12 protein-coding genes are annotated in these 16,797 nt (G+C 66.9%); 7 read left to right on the top strand and 5 right to left on the bottom strand.

The genetic code is table 11. The features are described 5' to 3' along the window. The 6 genes from FBY03_RS14965 to FBY03_RS14940 all read left to right on the top strand — a co-directional run bounded on the left by FBY03_RS14965 (window position 1) and on the right by FBY03_RS14940 (window position 5,354). Window positions 1–1,440, top strand: a complete 1,440-nt coding sequence (locus FBY03_RS14965; protein WP_147173169.1) for an NAD(P)(+) transhydrogenase (Re/Si-specific) subunit beta — start codon at window positions 1–3, stop codon at window positions 1,438–1,440. A gap of 414 nt (window positions 1,441–1,854) precedes the next feature. Then, window positions 1,855–2,070: a DUF1127 domain-containing protein gene (locus FBY03_RS14960; protein WP_147173168.1), complete on the top strand. Its 216-nt coding sequence runs from the start codon at window positions 1,855–1,857 to the stop codon at window positions 2,068–2,070. A gap of 255 nt (window positions 2,071–2,325) precedes the next feature. Then, the gene (locus FBY03_RS14955) at window positions 2,326–2,520 is read left to right on the top strand and encodes a DUF1127 domain-containing protein (protein ID WP_147173167.1); all 195 of its coding nucleotides are present in this window, start codon (window positions 2,326–2,328) and stop codon (window positions 2,518–2,520) included. A 95-nt stretch (window positions 2,521–2,615) separates the two neighbouring features. Then, window positions 2,616–2,933, top strand: coding sequence for a DUF2388 domain-containing protein (locus FBY03_RS14950; RefSeq protein WP_147173166.1), 318 nt, complete (start codon window positions 2,616–2,618; stop codon window positions 2,931–2,933). A 154-nt stretch (window positions 2,934–3,087) separates the two neighbouring features. After that, window positions 3,088–3,408, top strand: a complete 321-nt coding sequence (locus tag FBY03_RS14945) for a DUF2388 domain-containing protein (RefSeq protein ID WP_147173165.1) — start codon at window positions 3,088–3,090, stop codon at window positions 3,406–3,408. Continuing rightward, on the top strand, window positions 3,408–5,354 hold the full coding sequence (locus tag FBY03_RS14940; protein WP_147173164.1) for a DUF4105 domain-containing protein: 1,947 nt from the start codon (window positions 3,408–3,410) through the stop codon (window positions 5,352–5,354). The genes FBY03_RS14945 and FBY03_RS14940 overlap by 1 nt, the downstream gene beginning before the upstream one ends. 95 nt (window positions 5,355–5,449) lie before the next feature. Here FBY03_RS14940 and FBY03_RS14935 read toward each other — a convergent pair whose 3' ends face one another. After that, on the bottom strand, window positions 5,450–5,854 hold the full coding sequence (locus FBY03_RS14935; protein ID WP_147173163.1) for a GFA family protein: 405 nt from the start codon (window positions 5,852–5,854) through the stop codon (window positions 5,450–5,452). A gap of 86 nt (window positions 5,855–5,940) precedes the next feature. On the opposite strand from FBY03_RS14935, the gene FBY03_RS14930 reads away from it, so the two are divergent. Further along, window positions 5,941–6,870: an AEC family transporter gene (locus FBY03_RS14930; protein ID WP_178090669.1), complete on the top strand. Its 930-nt coding sequence runs from the start codon at window positions 5,941–5,943 to the stop codon at window positions 6,868–6,870. Window positions 6,871–6,893: 23 nt separating this feature from the next. Here FBY03_RS14930 and FBY03_RS14925 read toward each other — a convergent pair whose 3' ends face one another. From FBY03_RS14925 to recC, 4 genes are all read right to left on the bottom strand, one after another. Continuing rightward, entirely contained in the window at window positions 6,894–7,661 is a 768-nt protein-coding gene (locus FBY03_RS14925; protein WP_147173161.1) for an ABC transporter substrate-binding protein, read from the bottom strand. A gap of 124 nt (window positions 7,662–7,785) precedes the next feature. Beyond that, a complete protein-coding gene (gene recD, locus FBY03_RS14920; protein WP_147173160.1) occupies window positions 7,786–9,627 on the bottom strand; it encodes an exodeoxyribonuclease V subunit alpha in 1,842 nt (613 codons plus the stop codon). A 199-nt stretch (window positions 9,628–9,826) separates the two neighbouring features. Next, complete coding sequence (recB, locus tag FBY03_RS14915; protein ID WP_147173159.1) at window positions 9,827–13,432, bottom strand: exodeoxyribonuclease V subunit beta; 3,606 nt, start codon at window positions 13,430–13,432, stop codon at window positions 9,827–9,829. Next, window positions 13,429–16,758 (bottom strand): exodeoxyribonuclease V subunit gamma, encoded by a 3,330-nt coding sequence (gene recC / locus FBY03_RS14910; RefSeq protein WP_147173158.1) that lies wholly within the window; start codon window positions 16,756–16,758, stop codon window positions 13,429–13,431. Before recC ends, recB begins: the two co-directional genes overlap by 4 nt. Between the last annotated feature and the right edge of the window lie 39 nt (window positions 16,759–16,797).

Raw genomic sequence — 16,797 nt, 5'->3', positions numbered from 1 at the left:
ATGAGCATGAACCTGATCACTGTTCTCTACCTGATCGCTTCGATCTGCTTCATTCAGGCGCTCAAGGGCCTGTCGCACCCGACGTCGTCGCGCCGCGGCAACCTGTTCGGCATGATCGGCATGGGCATCGCCATCGTCACCACGCTCAGCCTGATCTACAAGCTCAGCGCACAGATGGGCACCAGCGCCGGTATCGGCTACGTACTCATCGGCCTGTTGGTCGGCGGCAGCGTCGGCACCGTGATGGCCAAGCGTGTGGAAATGACCAAGATGCCGGAGCTGGTGGCCTTCATGCACAGCATGATCGGTCTGGCTGCGGTGTTTATCGCCATCGCCGCGGTGGTCGAGCCGCAGTCGCTGGGCATAGTCGCCGCACTGGGTGATGCCATCCCAGCCGGTAACCGCCTGGAGCTGTTCCTCGGTGCGGCCATCGGCGCCATCACCTTCTCCGGTTCGGTGATCGCCTTCGGCAAGCTGTCCGGCAAGTACAAGTTCCGCCTGTTCCAGGGCGCACCGGTACAGTTTGCCGGCCAGCACATGATCAACCTGGCGATCGGCCTGGCCATCCTCGGCCTCGGCCTGGTCTTCACCTTCAGCGGCGACCTCAGTGCCTTCGCCCTGCTGGTGGCGCTGGCCTTCGTCATCGGTGTGCTGATCATCATCCCGATCGGCGGCGCCGACATGCCGGTAGTGGTGTCGATGCTCAACAGCTATTCGGGCTGGGCGGCCGCCGGTATCGGCTTCTCGCTGAACAACTCGATGCTGATCATCGCCGGCAGCCTGGTCGGTTCCTCGGGTGCGATCCTCTCCTACATCATGTGCAAGGCGATGAACCGCTCGTTCTTCAACGTCATCCTCGGCGGCTTCGGCGGTGCGGTGGATGCCGGCCCGGCAGCGGGCAGCAAGGAACAACGTCCGGTGAAATCTGGCTCAAGCGACGACGCCGCGTTCCTGCTGACCAACGCCGACACGGTGATCATCGTCCCCGGCTATGGCCTGGCCGTAGCCCGCGCTCAGCACGCACTGATGGAATTGGCCGAGAAGCTGACCCATCGTGGGGTGAACGTGAAGTATGCGATTCACCCAGTGGCCGGGCGTATGCCGGGGCACATGAACGTACTGCTGGCCGAGGCCGAAGTGCCTTACGAGCAGGTGTTCGAGATGGACGACATCAACTCCGAGTTCGGCCAGGCCGACGTGGTGCTGGTGCTCGGCGCCAACGACGTGGTCAACCCGGCGGCGAAGAACGATCCGAAGTCGCCGATCGCCGGCATGCCGATCCTCGAGGCGTACAAAGCCAAGACCGTGATCGTCAACAAGCGCTCGATGGCCAGCGGCTACGCTGGCCTGGACAACGAACTGTTCTACCTGGACAAGACCATGATGGTGTTCGGCGACGCCAAGAAAGTCATCGAAGACATGGTCAAAGCGGTCGACTGACCCGCCCGACCCGCTCGACTGAAACCCGGCCTCGTGCCGGGTTTTTTCATGCCTGACGAAAACTGGCCCGAAACCTGAGACAGGTACAGTTCAACACACCAGAAGGGCATTGCAGCGGAAATAACTGAACGACAGGTCAACGGCTTCTAGCAATCAATTTAAAACTGTACCTATAGCAAATACCTGTAGAAATACATTAATCGCAGTTAAAAACCCTGATATTTATCAAAATGCACGCCATACCACTTATCACCCGTACAGTTTCCGCAAAAATCAACAAAACAGTTACAAAGCAAACTATCTAATAGGCCTGCAATTTAACGCAACTGTGGCTACTGCATCTGTTGCCAGAAGCGGAACATTAGCAACCAGTAGAACACTCTCTAGACCCGCCACAAGCGGAAGGATGTCACCATGGAACGCACCCTCAGTTCCGATCTGTTTTTCGAGCAAAGCACCTCCAACGCCACCAGCCCACTGCCGCTGCGCATGGCCGCTACCCTCCTGTTGTGGCAGCGCCGCATCGTCAGCCGCCGCCAACTGGCGCGCCTGGATGCCCGCCTGCTGGCCGACGCAGGGATCAGCGAGAGCCAGCGCCACGCCGAGCTGGGTAAGCCGTTCTGGCGCTAAGCGCCGCGGCGCAAGCCGCTCGCAACGCTGCACACAAAACCCGCCCACGCTCAGCGTTGGCGGGTTTTGTCGTTTTGCGCAGGCCGATAGCCGCAGCGACCGGCACAGATAGCGCCGCAGGGAACAGAACAGTTACTGAATAGATTCAACTGCACCAATACAATTTCACTTCGCTGTGACTGCCAGCCAAGCCCCCATCGCGCGACCATGGCTCCCCATACCCAACTCCCGCCACGCGCGGGAAGGTCGATTGCCATGGAAAGCATCCTCAGCAGCACCCTTCGGACAGTCCCGCCACCAGCAACCCATTGGCGTGCCCGCGTCGCACGTTGGCTGCTTAACGCCCGTACCCGCCGCCAACTGGCCACGCTGGACGAGCGCCAGTTGGCCGATGCCGGTATCAGCCTGAGCGAGCGCTTCGCCGAGCTGGAGAAACCCTTCTGGCGTTGAGCCAGCATGGCTTACCCCATAGCCACTGAGCTAGGCTTAACCTGACTCGGCGCGCTCAACCGGCGCGCCGTCCAGCCTCATGTGGGAGTTTCAGGATGAATCCTTTACACACGCTTGGCTTTCTTAGCCTATTCGCGCTGTCCTCCGCCGCTTCGGCCTCCAGCTTCGTAGCCACCACCGATGCCGTGGCCGGGGCGCTGGTCGGCACCTCGGACGCCACCTCCGATGCCACCTCCTCGCTACGCGACGACAAGCTAGTGCTTGCCGCGCGCGCCGACGCCGCCAGCTTCATCGCCAGCCAAGGCGCGATCCGCGGCGCACAGCTGGAGGCCGCCCTGCGCCATATTCGTCAACAGGCGCCTGAGCTGGCCGGCAACGACCTGCAACTGGCGCAGGCGATCCTCAGTCTGTAAGACCCCGAAGTCACTGCACCGCCGAGCCGTCCGCCGCTATTGCGTTGCCTGATCGAGGCAGCGGCCAAGCCCGTGCGGATGGCACGCAGGAACCGCGGCCGGGCAGATTCGTCTAACATCCGACAATGCCCCCTTTCGCTTTTCGGAGATCGCCATGCATCGTCGTTTGCTCACCGCCGTTACTGCGGCTGTCCTGATCGCCGGCAGCGCTCAGGCGCAAACCCTGGTCGCCACCAGCAATGTCATCGTGCGGGCGGTAGACCGTACCCTCGACTTCACCTCGGACACCACCACCTCGATCCGCGATTCGAAAATCGTCCTCGCCGCCCGTGACGATGCCGCCAGCTTCGTCGCCAGCCAGGGTGCGATCCGCGGCGCCCAGTTGGAAGCGGCCCTCAACAGCATTCGCAGCCAGGTGCCCGAAGCGCAGAAGGCCTCCGACCAAACCCTGGCCGAAGCCATCCTCGCCCGTTGATGCCGCCTCGTGTCTGGTTGCTGGCCCTACTCCTGATCAGCGCCAGCAACCACGCCGAGCTCCGCCTGACGCTGGAGGGCGAAGCGCTCAAGCCGAACGAGCGCCAGGCCAGCCAGGTCTTGCTGGACGAGGCGCTGGCCGCCTTGCCACCACGCTTCACCCGGCAACTGGATCGCCGCGTCAACGTGCGCTGGCGACCGATGCCGGCCGAGGTCTATGGTCGCGCCGGGCGTTTCAGCGGTATCGAGCTGAATGCCTCGCTGCTGCCCGGATTGAGTGACGGCAGCGCCGCCAGCACCCCGACTCAGCGCCCGCACGGCAACGTCCGCCGCGAGTTGCTGGCCACCGTGCTGCATGAACTCACCCACCTGTATGACCGTGCGCGGCTCTGGTCGACGCCTGAGCGGAATCACCTCGCCTGGTGCCGACGTCGTGCCGGCAGCCTCGGCCCGGTCGGTTTGCCCGACGCCTGCCGGGGGCAGACCGAGCGACGCTTCACCCTCAGCGACGACCCGCGCCTGCTCGACCTGGCGGGTTGGCCACAGTACGTCGGCCGGCGGGGTGCCCGCGAACAGCACAATGGCCAGGTCGCGCGCAGCCCGGACCGCTATGAACTGAGCAACCCGCGCGAGTTCGTCGCGGTGAACCTGGAGTACTTCCTCCTCGATCCCAGCTATGCCTGCCGCCGGCCGTCGCTGGCCGGCTATTTTCGCCAGCACTTCGACTGGGCGCCACGCCAGCAGCAGCGCTGCGCCGACAGCTATGCCTACCTGAATGCCGGCAGCGACTTCGCCCGCCAGCCCTTGGGCCGACTCGATCCCGAGCGGGTCTATCAGGTCGATTTCCTGTTGGCCGAGGCCAACGATGCCTGGGTCAGCCGCTGGGGCCACAGCATGCTGCGCCTGGTGATCTGTGCCGAGGGTCGCCCGCGCGGGCCGGATTGCCGGCTGGATCTGGATCAGCACCTGGTGCTGTCCTATCGCGCCTTCGTCGGCGATGTGCAGCTGTCCAGCTGGGACGGCCTGACCGGTGCCTACCCGTCGCGCCTGTTCGTCCTGCCGCTGGCCCAGGTGATCGATGAATACACCAAAGTCGAGCTGCGCAGCCTGGCTTCGGTGCCGCTGAAGCTGACCCGCGAGCAGCTCGAGCAACTGGTCAGCCGCGCCGCCGAGCAGCATTGGAGCTATGACGGCGACTACTACTTCATTTCCAACAACTGTGCGGTGGAAACCCTCAAGCTGCTGCGCAGCGGTAGCGGTCACCCGCGCCTGCAGGCACTCGACAGCATCCTGCCCAACGGCCTGCTGGAGACCTTGGTCGGCCGCGGCCTGGCCGACCGCAGCGTGCTCGACGACCCACGCGAGGCGTTGCGCCTGGGCTATCGCTTCGACTCTTACCGCGACCGTTACCAGGCCATGTTCGAGGTGCTGCAACAGCGCCTGCCGATCGAGCAGCCACGGGTCGAAGACTGGCTCGCGCAACCGGCCAGTGCGCGCCGCCCCTGGTTCGCCAAGGCCGACCTGCGCGCCAGCGCCGCACTGCTGTTGTTGGAGCAGGCGGCGCTACGCCGGCAACTGCTGCTGGCCCAGGATGAACTCAAGCAGCGTTACCTGACCGGGCGCGCCGCTCAGGACCCGAGCCTGAACAAGGCCGGCGTGGCACTCGAGCAGATACTCGCCAACAGTGGCTTTCTCAGCCGTCCGGCAGAACTGCTCGAGGGCGGTTATGGTCTGCCGCAAGCCAGCGAATGGCGGCGCCTGGAGGCGCAGAGTCGCGAGCGCCAGCAGCAACTGCGGCAACTCAGCAACGACCTCGATCAGGAAGTGCGCAACCTGCTGGAGCCCGCGCGGCTGGCGGAGCTGGAAGCCAACGAGGACAACCTGAAACGGCTCAGCCAACACCTGCGCGCGCTGCATAAGGCCAGCGGCGGATTGGAGCTGCCCTGAACCGCAACAGCAGCCCCGCGTTTTTTTGTGGGAGCGGCCTTGGCCGCGAAAGCATCGCGCTCAAGAGCGCTCCCACGGACAACGCGCGGCGCGGATCAGGGTATCTGCTCCTGCCATTGCTCAGGCAACTGCTCATCCAGATGCAGCCAGGGCAGCCGACTCTGCACCCAGATATGCCGATCCGCCGGCGCCAGCTCGGGCCGATCCAGGGTGGCGACGGTCACGTCCAGGGTGGCCGGGCTGAGCGTGCTGAACAGCGCCAACTGGGCGCCGCAGCCTGGGCAGAAGTAGCGCGTGCAACTTGCCGATGAGGCGTACTCGGCCGGCGTACCGAGCAACCAGCGGAAACTCGCCAGCGGCACCGTAAGCCAGGTGGTGACTATGCCGCCGCTGCAACGGCGGCACACCGAACAATGGCAATGGGCGATATCGCGCAATGGCGCCTCGAACTGGTAGCGCAAGCCAGCGCATTGGCAACCGCCGCTGTGGACTTGGTTCATAATCCCTCCTCACCTAAGGCTGTGCGCCAGCGTAGTCCCGAGATCACCCTTGCGCCGCGGCTGCGGCCTGACCAAGATAGCCGCCTATCTATTGGCGGGGGGTTGTCGTGCTCGATTTGCTGCTGGCCTTGTGGCCGTTATTTGCCCTGATTGTCGCCGGCTATTACCTGCGCCGCTGGGAGTTTCCCAACGAGGCCTTCTGGCCCGGCGCCGAGCGCTTGAACTACTTCATGCTGTTTCCCGCCCTGCTGTTCAGCAGCCTGGCCAGCGCGCCGCTGGACAATCCGGCGCTACCACGCCTGGCCCTGGCGGTGATGCTCGGCCTGGGCGGCGGCTGGCTGGCCCTGCTCCTGCTGCGGCGCCTGCGCGGCTGGCCGGCCGGGCGTTTTGGCGCCTTCACCCAGGGCGCCCTGCGTTTCAACACCTACCTGGGCCTGGCCGCGATCGGCAGCCTGTTCGGCCAGGACGGCCTGACTCTGGCGGCGCTGATGCTGGCCTTGATGGTGCCGACGGTGAACGTGCTGTCGGTCTGGTCGCTGACCGCCGAGCGCGGGGTCAGCACCCGCAGCCTGCTGCTGCCAGTGCTGAAGAACCCGTTGATCCTCGCCTGCCTCGGCGGCGTGCTGCTCAACCTCAGTGGCCTCGGCCTGCCCGGCGGCAGCGACCGCCTGCTCGGCCTGCTCGCCGCCGCCAGCCTGCCGCTCGGCTTGCTCTGTGTCGGTGCGGCGCTGAAACCCGAACAGCTCGGCGGGGAAATTCCCGCGCTGGCCTGGAACAGCCTGCTGCGCCTGCTGGCCATGCCGCTGCTGGCCTGGGCCGTGGCTTACGGCCTGAACTTGCCGGCGATGGAAAGCAGCGTGCTGGTACTGTTCTTCGCCCTGCCGACGGCGCCCACCGCCTACGTGCTGACCCGCCAACTGGGCGGCGACAGCCAGCTGATGGCCGGGTTGATCACCCTGCAGACCCTGCTGGCGGCGGCCAGCCTGCCTGTGCTGCTAATGCTCGTGACGGCCTGACTGGAGCGTCAACACAGGCCCGCTTAGCGGCTGGCCTGTCCATCTCTCTGGCGCAGGTAATGCTCGATCAGACGTTGGTACTCACTGCCATCACGCAGCAGCGCCAAGCCCTCATTGAAGCGCTGCAATACCCTGTGCGCGTGTGGATGCCGCCGCGGCACGATGACATGCAGGGTCGTTTGCGCAAATGCGCTTTGCGAACGGCGAAACTGCGCAAAGGGCTGCTCCGTCAGACTCAACGCCACTTCGCCAATAGGACCATTGGCGATGAAGAAGTCATCGCGACCGAGTAACAACAAACGGGCGCACTCATTCAGGCCGATAGGTGCATGGCGAGTCAGCAGGCCCTGCTCGACCATCCCCTGGATAGCCACCGGCAGCTGCCAACCGAGCGGGTAGCAAAGCTTCTTGCCCGCCAGCGCCGGTAGATCGTCGACCTCGTACACCTCATCGGACCGGCTGAAAATATGCTGCCTGACTACCAGCAGAGGCTCGGAGTAGTGGTAGTCCTTCTCCAGTTCTGCGGAGCGCACGTAAGGAAAGGTGGCGTCGTACGCGCCATTCAGGGTCATGAGCAAGCCGCGGTTCCAGGGTCGCCAGTCCAGCTCACTGTCCACCTGACGCTGGCGCAGTGCGGCCTGTACCACCTGGCTGAGGATACCGCCGCCGGGCAATGCCTGCCCGGTGAAGGGCGCATAACCATCCCCGGTGACTAGACGCAAACGCTCGGCCCAGCTCAAGGCCGGCTGGCACAGGCTGATGATCAAAACCCATAGCAAAGGGGTCCGCATTAATATCGACCCTAGTATCCATCAGAAAATGCCGGCCACAACAACGCAGCCCGGCAAATGCCTTGAGTGTAGACACGATGACCGGTCCGGCCGCTAGAGTCGGTCTAGCAGCGAGACCGATGTGTCATCCGAACAACCCCAGTTGCTGGCCGCGAAGATTCGCCGGCACCGGCCTTAGTGCAGACGGCAGCTGCAATCGCTCCGCCAGCCCCGCCGCCCGCTCCGCCTTGCTGCTTACCGCCTCGCCCAGACGCGCCGGCAGACCCCAGATTTCCACCTTGTGTTTGGCCCGGGTGATGCCGGTGTAGAACAGGCTGCGGGTCAGCAACGGGCTGGGCTGCTCGGGCAGCGCCAGCAACACCTCGCTGAATTCCGAGCCCTGGCTCTTGTGCACGGTCATGGCGAAGGCGCTGTCGTGGCTGGGCAGCCGCGCCGGGGCGAAGGGGCGCAAACCCTGCTCGGCCTCGAAAAACACCCGCAGGCCATGCTCGCTGTGCAGGCAGATGCCGATATCGCCATTGAACAGGCCCAGGGCGTAGTCGTTCTGCCGCACCATCACCGCGCGGCCGGCATACCAGCGCTCACGGCTGGCCACCTGGCTGCGCCGTTTGATCCGCGCCTCCAGCGCCTCGTTGATCCCGGACACGCCCCAGGGGCCCTCGCGTTGCGCGCAGAGGGCACGGAAGGCATTGAATGCGGCGAAGGCCTGCGCTGGATCGCCGTGCTTGGCGGCGGCGAGGAACGGCGCATAGCCGCGGTCCAGGCGCTCCAGCAAGTCCTGCGGCGTCGGTTGCGCCTGCCAGGCCAGATCGCTGCGCGGCTCTCCTAGCAATTTGAGGGTGCCGACGACATCGCCGCCGTTGATGCGCCGGGCCAGTTCGCCGATGCCGCTGTCGCCGGCGAAGCGGTGGCTGTGCGCCAACAGCACCACCGCATCGCCCAGCGCCGAACGCGGGTCTTCCACCGTGACCTGCTGGCCGGTGATGCGCTGCAAGTCGGCGGCGGCCTGGGCGTCGAAGCCGCGGCCCTCGCACAGTTCGGCGAACACCGCACCGGCTTCCACCGCCGCCAGCTGGTCCTTGTCGCCGAGCAGGATCAGCCGCGCCGTCGGCGGCAGGGCGTCGACCAGCTTGGCCATCAGCGCCAGGTCGACCATCGAGGCTTCGTCGACCACCAGTACATCCAGCGCCAGCGGATTGGCCGCGTGGTGCCGCACTTGCGGGCTGTCGCCGCGGCTGCCGAGCAGGCGGTGCAGGGTGCGCGCCTCCTCCGGCAGGTGCGCTTTCACCGCGTCGCTGACCGGCAGCGCGGCCTTGGCGTTGCGGATCGCCTCGGCCATGCGCGCCGCCGCCTTGCCGGTCGGCGCGGCCAGGCCGATGGCCAGACGCTCGCCGCCCGGTTGCTCCAAGAGCGCGGCGAGCAGGCGCACCACTGTGGTGGTCTTGCCGGTGCCTGGGCCGCCGGAGATCACCGCCAGCTTGCGCCGCACCGCCTGCGCGGCGGCCAGGCGTTGCCAGTCGGGTGGCTGGCCTGATTGTGATGTGGCGTTGAAGGCGAACAGGCGCGTCAGGCTCTCGCTCAACTGTGCTTCATCGACCACCGGCAGATCCGCTGCGCGCAACAATAACTGTTCGGCCAGCTGCTGCTCGTAGGCCTGATAACGGGCGAGATAGAGGCGCTGCCCCACCAGGGTCAGGGGGCTGAAGGCGCCGGCCGCGCCCACCAGCGGCGAGGCGTTCAATTCAGTCAGCCAGTCACTCAACGCCGGCAAGGTATAGCCGTGTTCCGGCCACGGACGCTGCCCGGCCAGACGCGCCAGCGGCAGGCACACATCACCCTTGTCCAGGGCCGCACAGAGCAGCGCCGCCGAGGCCAGCACCAGGGTATTGGCCTCGGGATCGAGACGCTGCAGGCTGTCGACCAGGGCACGCTCCAGCGGGCCGAGGGGCAGGTCGGTAAGGTTCACGGCAGCTCTCCGGACAGCAGCACAATCTTGGTAGGAGCCAGCTTGCTGGCGATGCTGTTATCTCGACAGCGGATCGCCAGCAAGCTGGCTCCTACACGAATAAACTGCAGCAAAGCCCTAGCCGGGATGCATTCCGGGAGCGGATTTCGCGGTGTCCGGTAAGCCCCCCGGATTGCATCCGGGCTACTCAGCGTGCGCATCAGACGCCCTCCGCAAACAGTCGATCCAGGGCATCCAGCAGGCTGTCAGCCGGTCGGGCGAAATACACCCCGGCACTCGGCATGCCGCGCAGGAACAGGTAGTAGGCGCCGCCCAGCTGACTGTCGTCGAACTCGGCCAGGCGCTGACGCAGGAAGCGCCGCAGCGCCACCAGGTAGATCAGGTATTGCAGGTAGTAGTGCTCACCAGCCAGCGCCTGGATCAGCCGCTCACCGCCATAGAAACTGGCGTCCGGGCCGAGCCAGTTGGACTTGTAGTCGGCGATGTACCAGCGCCCGTCATGTTCGAAGGTCAAATCGATAAAGCCCTTGAGAAAGCCCTTGAGGCTGTCGAACTCCAGGCGCGCGGCGGCCTCGCGCATCGGCGCGGGCAGCCCAAAGGCCGGATCGCTGAGGATCGCCCGCAGACGCGCCACATCCAGATTCGCCACCGGGAAGGTGAAGCCCAGTTCCGGCAGGCGCCGCGCCGACTGCAGGCTGGCAAGAGTCAGACCCTGGCCGTCGAGATCGCTATCGACCACCTGCTGCAACTGGCTCAGCGCCACTTCGCCCCAGTCGCTGCTGATGCCGTGGCCGCTCAGCGCCGGCTCGATCAGCTCGGCCAGCGGCGCCTTGCCGCGCGCCCAGTCCTCCAGAATCGCGTGCAGGCAGGTACCGGCACGGGCGCCACGGGGGAAGGCGAAGAAGCCCGCACCCGGTTCGCTGGCAGCCGGCATCTGCAGCCCGTCACGGTCCGGCGCCTCCATGTGCATGCCGGCGGCCAGGCCGGAGAAGCTGCCGATACGCCAGGCGCTGTACAGGCTGCGGCGCAGCTGCTCGAGTTGCTGCGGCGCCGCTGCGCGGCGTTCCCCGGCGGCACTGGCTTCGCGCTCGCGCAGCGGCTGCACGGCCATCTGCCCCTGACTGCTGGCCACCAGTTGCTCGATTTCACTGCGCAGGCCGCTCGGGCTGAGGCTCTGCAGATGGCCGGCCAATTCGCCCAGGGCATCCTCGCCTGGCAAGCTGCGGCCGTGCAGCAGCCAGGCCAGGGCGCTGCTGTGCAGACCGGCCTCGCTGAGGCTGCCGTCCTTCTTCGGCTTGCAGTCCACCGGGCCCCAGTGCAGCCACAGACGGTCGCGGGCACGGGTCAGGGCCACATAGGTCAGGCGCAGGCGCTCGGCGAAACGCTCGTGGCGGGCACGCTCGCGGTGCGTATCGAAGTCCTCACCACCGAGGTCGAGCAACGGCGTGCCGTCGTCGGCATGGCAGGTGATGTCTTCCTGCTGGCGCAACAGGGCGCCGTCCCACAGGTAGGGGCAGAACACCAGCGGGTATTCCAGGCCCTTGGCGGTGTGGATGGTGACGATCTGCACCCGCTCGGCATCGCTCTCCAGGCGCAGCAGGGCCTCCTCGCCGTGGGCCTCACTGCTGCGCTGGGCGTTGAACCAGCTCAGCAGCTGCTCCAGCCCCGAACGCTGCAGGCTCTCGGTTTGCAGCAGCTCGGCCAGGTGCAGCAGGTTGGTCAGGCGACGCTCGCCGTCGACCAGGGCCAGCAAGCGCTGCGCCACCTGCTGCTCGTCCAGCCAGGCGCGGAAGGCGCGCATGAAACCCTGCTGCTGCCAGAGCTGGTGGTAGCGTTCGGCGGCTTCGCGCTCCTCGTCCCAGGCGCGGGCGTCGTCCTGGCAGGCGGCCAGATCCGCCGCGCTACGGCCCAGCAGACGGCTGGCCAGGGCGTAGCGCAACGCGCCCTCGCGGCCCGGCTCGGCGTAGGCGGCGAGCACTGCGGCCAGTGCGGCGGCCTCTTCGCTGTGCCAGACGTTTTCCTTGCCGCGGCGCACGCTGGGCACGCCGCGTTCGGCCAGTTCGCTAGCCACTTCGCTGGCCTGGCGGTGGCTGGCGACCAGCACCGCGATATCCCCGCCCTTGAGCGGAGTCCGCTTAAAGCTGCTGCGTTCCGCGATAGCTGCGTCAGGTTCTTCAAAATAAGCCTCGCCCTGGCTACTCGCCGCCAGCACGGCGGCGATGCGCCGCGCGGTATCGCGGGCGACCAGGGCGCCGGCCTCGCCCTTGCCGAGGTAGTCGTCATCCAGCCACACCAGGGCCAAAGGCGCGTCCTGCTCATCCTCGACAACGGGCAGCACCAGCTGCGGCCGTGGCCGTTGGCTGGCACCGACGGGCGGGTAGCTGAGTCCCGGTTCGGCGAACGGCATGGGTCGGTCGAACAGCTGGTTGAGCGCGGCGATCAGCTCGGGGGTCGAGCGGTGGTTGGTGGCCAGGCTGTACTGCCGCGCGGCCTCGCTGCGGGCCTTGAGGTAGGTGGCCAGGTCCGCCCCCCTGAAGGCATAGATGGCCTGCTTGGGGTCGCCGACAAAACACAGATCACCACCCTGGCTACTGCGCCCCTCGCTGGCGGCGTCAGAGTTTGAATAAATGCGGCGAAACACCTGGTACTGCACCGGATCGGTGTCCTGGAACTCGTCGATCAGCGCCACCGGGTACTGCTCGCGCAGGGTGCCGGCCAGGTGCTCGCCGCCCTCGCCGTACAGCGCCTGCTGTAGCTTGTTGAGCAGGTCGTCGAAGGCCAGCAGACGCTGCGCCGCCTTGCGCTGTGGCAACTGCTGGTTGAGCTGGCCGATCAGCCGCACCTGCAGGTCGATCAGCCGTTGCTCGGCCTCGGGTTGCGCCGCCTCCAGGGCCTCACAAAGGCCTTGCAGGGCTTCGGCCAGCGGGCTGTGCGGCGCGCTGCTGCCCTTCTTGCTGGCCTTGGCCAGGCCCTCACGGGATAGCCGCTGGTGCGCCTCGGTCTTGCTGAACAGGGCGGCGGCATCGCTGAAGTAGCCCTCCAGCTCGGCCTGCCAGAGGCCCAGCTTGGCCGGGTTGCACATATTGCTCTTGAAGCCGTCGAAGGCCTTAAGCTGCTCCAGCCAGGCCGCACTGTCGCGCTGCCAGCAGCGCTGCGCCTGCTGCCAGGCCTCGCGCAGAGCGCTCATCTCGCTGCTGGCGCCGGGTTGCGGCTCGATGCGCAGGTAGGGCTTGCCCAGGTGGTTGCGCAAACGCTGGCGCAGGCTCTGCGGGGTGAGCTTGCGCTGCACCAGAAAGGCCGCCCATTCCGGCTCGGCGGCGGCCAGCTCATGCCGCCACAGGTCGGCGAGCAGGGCGTCGAGAATCTCCCGGTCGTCGTGGGTCAGTTCGTTGTCGAAGTCACCACCGGCCTCGAACGCGGCGTCCTGCAGGGCACGCTGGCAGAAACCGTGAATGGTGAAGATCGCCGCCTCGTCGAAGCCATGCACCGCCAGCAGCAGCCGGCGGTGACTGGCCGCATCCGGGTACTGGGCGTGCAGGCGGTTGAGCAACTCGTCCGCTCCCGGACCCTGCTCGTAGACCGCCAAGAGTTCGGCCAGGCGCTTACGAATGCGCTCGCGCAGTTCGGCGGTGGCCGCGGTGGTGAAGGTCACCACCAGAATCTGCGCCACCGACAGCTGCTTCTCCAGCAGCAGGCGGGCGTACAGCGCGGTGAGGGTCCAGGTCTTGCCGGTGCCGGCACTGGCTTCGATCAGCGAACGGCCGCTGAAGGAGTCGCTGAGGAGATCCAGATGGGCGCTGCTCATGGGTGGTCTTCCTCTTCACCCTGCAAGGCGTCCAGCGCCGGGCCGTACAACTGTTCGGCCAGCGTTTCGAAGCGTTCGTCCAGCGGCTCGCGGTCACGGAAGGCCAGGGCGTTCCAGGGGTCCTGGCTCTCGCCGCTCATGAAGTCGTTGCCTAGCCACATCACCCGGGCTTCCGCGCGGGCCGCGTCGATGGGCTCCTTGCGTCCGGGCTTGCGCCATTTCTTGGCGAAGCCATAGCTGCACTTGGCCAACAGCGGCAGCGGTTCGCGCAGTGCCGACTTGTAGGCCTCGAGCCAGGGTTGCAGCAGCTCCAGCGGCCCCGCCAGCGGCCCCAGGCGCCACTCGCTCTTCGGCGACAACAGACGGCTGTCGCGGGCGATGCCTGGGGTGGCGGCGCAGTTGAGCAGCAGGTGGCGCAGCCAGAACGGCGCCAGTTCCCAGGCGCCCAAATCGCGCAGGCGGTAGTCGAACAAGCCGCTGGCGCTGACGCCGTCGAGCCAGCCATGGATGCGCACGCCGGCCAGCTGGAGATCCACCAGCAGCGGTTGCGGGGTGTCGTCGGGGCGCTCGTCGAACAGGGTCGGAGCGAAGGCGCGAATCGGTCCGCGAATCTGCCCCCAATGCGCCTGCCCCAACTCGCCCACCGGCAACCAGCCCGAGGCGGCGGCCACGGCGCGCTCCTCGCGCTCACTCCAGCCCCGCTCGATGGCCTGCAGGGCCAGTTGGCGCAGGCCGTGTTGGCTGGTCCATTCGACGCTGAACGGCTCGTCGCCGGCCAGGGCCTCTTCGCCTTGCGCCAGGCGCAGGCCGAGGCGCTGCTCCAGCAGGTAGCGCGCCGGGTGCTTGAAACAGTGAATCAGCTGACTGGGTTCCAGGGTCAGCCAGTCCTGGTCCGGCTCGCTCAAGGCGCTGGCAAAGGGCAGCGGTTGCTCGACCGCCTGGCTCAGGCGCTGCGCCGCGCGAAACCAGGGCGCGGCGAAGCCGGCCTGCTGGCCGCCGGAAAAATTGCCGGGGGCGAAGGGTTGCAACGGGTGCTGTAGGCTGATCTGCGCGCTGGCTTTTTGCTCTTGTGGGAGCGGCCTTGGCCGAGCAGCATCTGTGGATGACGCATCGCGGCCAAGGCCGCTGCCACCAGCTGCATTGCCACAGACGGCGGTCAGGTCGATGACATCCAGCAACTCGCTGACCAGCACCGAAGGCGGCAGCTCGGCGTTGCTGCGCGGGTCGCGGCCGACGTAGCTCAAATACAGGCCGCTGCGCGCCGAGAGCAGGGTTTCCAGCAGCAGGTAGCGGTCGTCCAGACGTCGCGCGCGGTCGCCACGCCGGGGTTTCTGGCCGATCAGGTCGAAGCCGGCGGCCGGTGTGCGCCGAGGCAGCGCGCCGTCGTCCAGACCGAGCAGGCAAACCAGGCGGAACGGCAGGCTGCGCATCGGCACCATGGTGCAGAAGGTCACCGCGCCGGTGAGAAAGCCCGAAGCGCCGCTGCCCTGCTCCAGCGCCGCACTGAGTTGCTGACGGATCAGCGCCAGCTCCAGCGGTCGTTCGATGCCAGACGCCGTGGCCTGCTCGGCCAGGGCGGCGCAGGCCTTGGACAGCAGCAACAAGGTATCGCCGGCCTCGCGCTCGTCGAACAGGTTGTCGATCAGCCCGAGCAGGGTCTCGGCCCACTCGGCCAGGCTGCGCGGGCGCTGCATGCTCTGCGCCAGCGCGGCCAGACGCTCGACGAAGGCGCACAAGCGCCCGAGCAGCTGCGCGCGACCGCCTTCCAGGGCATCCAGCGGCCAGCTGTCGCCGAGCAAGGGCGCCGCCAAGCCGGCCAACTGTGGCGGCGCGGCAAAGCCCAGCAACAGGCGATCCAGGCCCTGGCGCCAGGTGAAGGCCGCATCTGCCGGCAGCCCCAGCTGCTCACGATGGCCGCTGTCGCGGCCCCAGCGCACCCCGGCGTCGCGCAGCCAGTCACGCAGCAGCGGCAGGTCTTCCGCCTCTATGCCGGCACGCCGAGCGAGGGCCGGTTGCTCCAGCCAGGCGAGGATTTCCTCGGCGGCGAAGCGGCTGTCGGGCAGGGCCAGCAGGTTGAGGAAGGCCTCGATCAGTGGAATTTCCGCGCGCAGGCTACGGTCGGCCAGGCTGAAGGGGATACGCGGCACCCCTTCGCGCGGAGCGAACACCGCTTCGATATAGGGCGCATAGCGCTCGATGTCCGGGGTCAGCACCACCACCTGATCCGGGCTCAACTGCGGGTCGGCCTGGAAACGCGCGAGCAACTGGTCATGCAGGATTTCCACCTCGCGCAGCGGCGAGTGGGCGACATGCACCTCCAGCGAGCGGTCATCCTCACGCAGCGCCAGACGCTCCTCCGGCTGGCGGGTGCGCAGGCGCAGGATGTCGTTCTGCAAGGCCTGCAACAGGCTACCGTCGTGCAGGTCGGCATCTTCCGAGTAGATACCGATCTCCTGACTGCCCTCGCTCGAAGCCAGGGCGAACAGGGCATCGAAGAAGTCCCGCCCCTGCTTACCCAGACTGGCCAGCAACGGATGACCGACGTCCAGGTACCAGTCGTCCGGGCTCAGCTCGGTTTGCCGCGCCAATTCACGCATGTCGCGAATATCGCCCCAGGCCTCGCGGCACGGGTTGAGGGCGAAGATCACCACCTCGGTATGCCGCGCCAAGCCCTCGAGCACGCGCAGGTGGTGCGGCGGCAGGCTGCTGATGCCGAACACCAGCAGGCGTTCCGGCAGGCCGGCGAGCGCTTCGCCGCCATGCAGGCGCTGCAGCAGCTCGTCGAGCAGGCGCGCGCGGTGCGGGTGGCCGTCACGGGTCAGCTCGCGCCAGAGCAGCGCCTGCCAGGCTTCATCCGGGCCCAGCTCGAGCAATTCGTTGCGCTCCCAGACCGCCAGCCAGTCGTCGCGATACAGCAGGTACTGGTCGAATACGTCGGCGATCTTCGCCGCCAGCGACAGCCGCCGGCGCTCGTCGCCGCCCTCCAGGTAGTGCGCCAGGCGCGGCGCCTGGACCAGCTGCTCCGGCTCGCACAGCCAGTCGTACAGGCGCCAGCTCAGGGTGCTGGGAGAGAACGCCGACTGCTCGGGCAGCTGGCCAAGCACCAGGCGCGACAGATCCCAGACGAACTTGGCCGGCAGCTGCACCTCCAGCTGCATGGCGATGCCCTGCTTGCGCGCCAGCTCCAGGGTCAGCCAGCGGCCGATGCCCTGGCTCGGCACCACCACCAGCGCCGGGGCGAAAGGCTCGCGTTGCGGCTGGCCGAGCAGGCTGGTGGCCAGCTCGCCGAGGGTTTCCAGATCAGGGGCGTGGTAGAGGGTGAGCATGGGCAGGGTCGCATCCGTTCAATCGGCCTAGTGGCCTGT

The organism is Pseudomonas sp. SJZ079 (assembly GCF_007993865.1).
In the GTDB taxonomy this organism is placed as follows: Bacteria; Pseudomonadota; Gammaproteobacteria; order Pseudomonadales; family Pseudomonadaceae; genus Aquipseudomonas.
The sequence above is the reverse complement of the archived record's forward strand: the minus strand, read 5'-3'. Positions and strand labels throughout refer to the sequence as shown.

What these genes read in the sequence shown, in the direction of transcription:
- FBY03_RS14965 (WP_147173169.1), top strand. Translation starts at nt 1, where the DNA reads ATGAGCATGAACCTGATCACTGTTCTCTACCTGATCGCTTCGATCTGC.
- FBY03_RS14960 (WP_147173168.1), top strand. Translation starts at nt 1,855, where the DNA reads ATGGAACGCACCCTCAGTTCCGATCTGTTTTTCGAGCAAAGCACCTCC.
- FBY03_RS14955 (WP_147173167.1), top strand. Translation starts at nt 2,326, where the DNA reads ATGGAAAGCATCCTCAGCAGCACCCTTCGGACAGTCCCGCCACCAGCA.
- FBY03_RS14950 (WP_147173166.1), top strand. Translation starts at nt 2,616, where the DNA reads ATGAATCCTTTACACACGCTTGGCTTTCTTAGCCTATTCGCGCTGTCC.
- FBY03_RS14945 (WP_147173165.1), top strand. Translation starts at nt 3,088, where the DNA reads ATGCATCGTCGTTTGCTCACCGCCGTTACTGCGGCTGTCCTGATCGCC.
- FBY03_RS14940 (WP_147173164.1), top strand. Translation starts at nt 3,408, where the DNA reads ATGCCGCCTCGTGTCTGGTTGCTGGCCCTACTCCTGATCAGCGCCAGC.
- FBY03_RS14935 (WP_147173163.1), bottom strand. Translation starts at nt 5,854, where the DNA reads ATGAACCAAGTCCACAGCGGCGGTTGCCAATGCGCTGGCTTGCGCTAC.
- FBY03_RS14925 (WP_147173161.1), bottom strand. Translation starts at nt 7,661, where the DNA reads ATGCGGACCCCTTTGCTATGGGTTTTGATCATCAGCCTGTGCCAGCCG.
- recB (WP_147173159.1), bottom strand. Translation starts at nt 13,432, where the DNA reads ATGAGCAGCGCCCATCTGGATCTCCTCAGCGACTCCTTCAGCGGCCGT.
- recC (WP_147173158.1), bottom strand. Translation starts at nt 16,758, where the DNA reads ATGCTCACCCTCTACCACGCCCCTGATCTGGAAACCCTCGGCGAGCTG.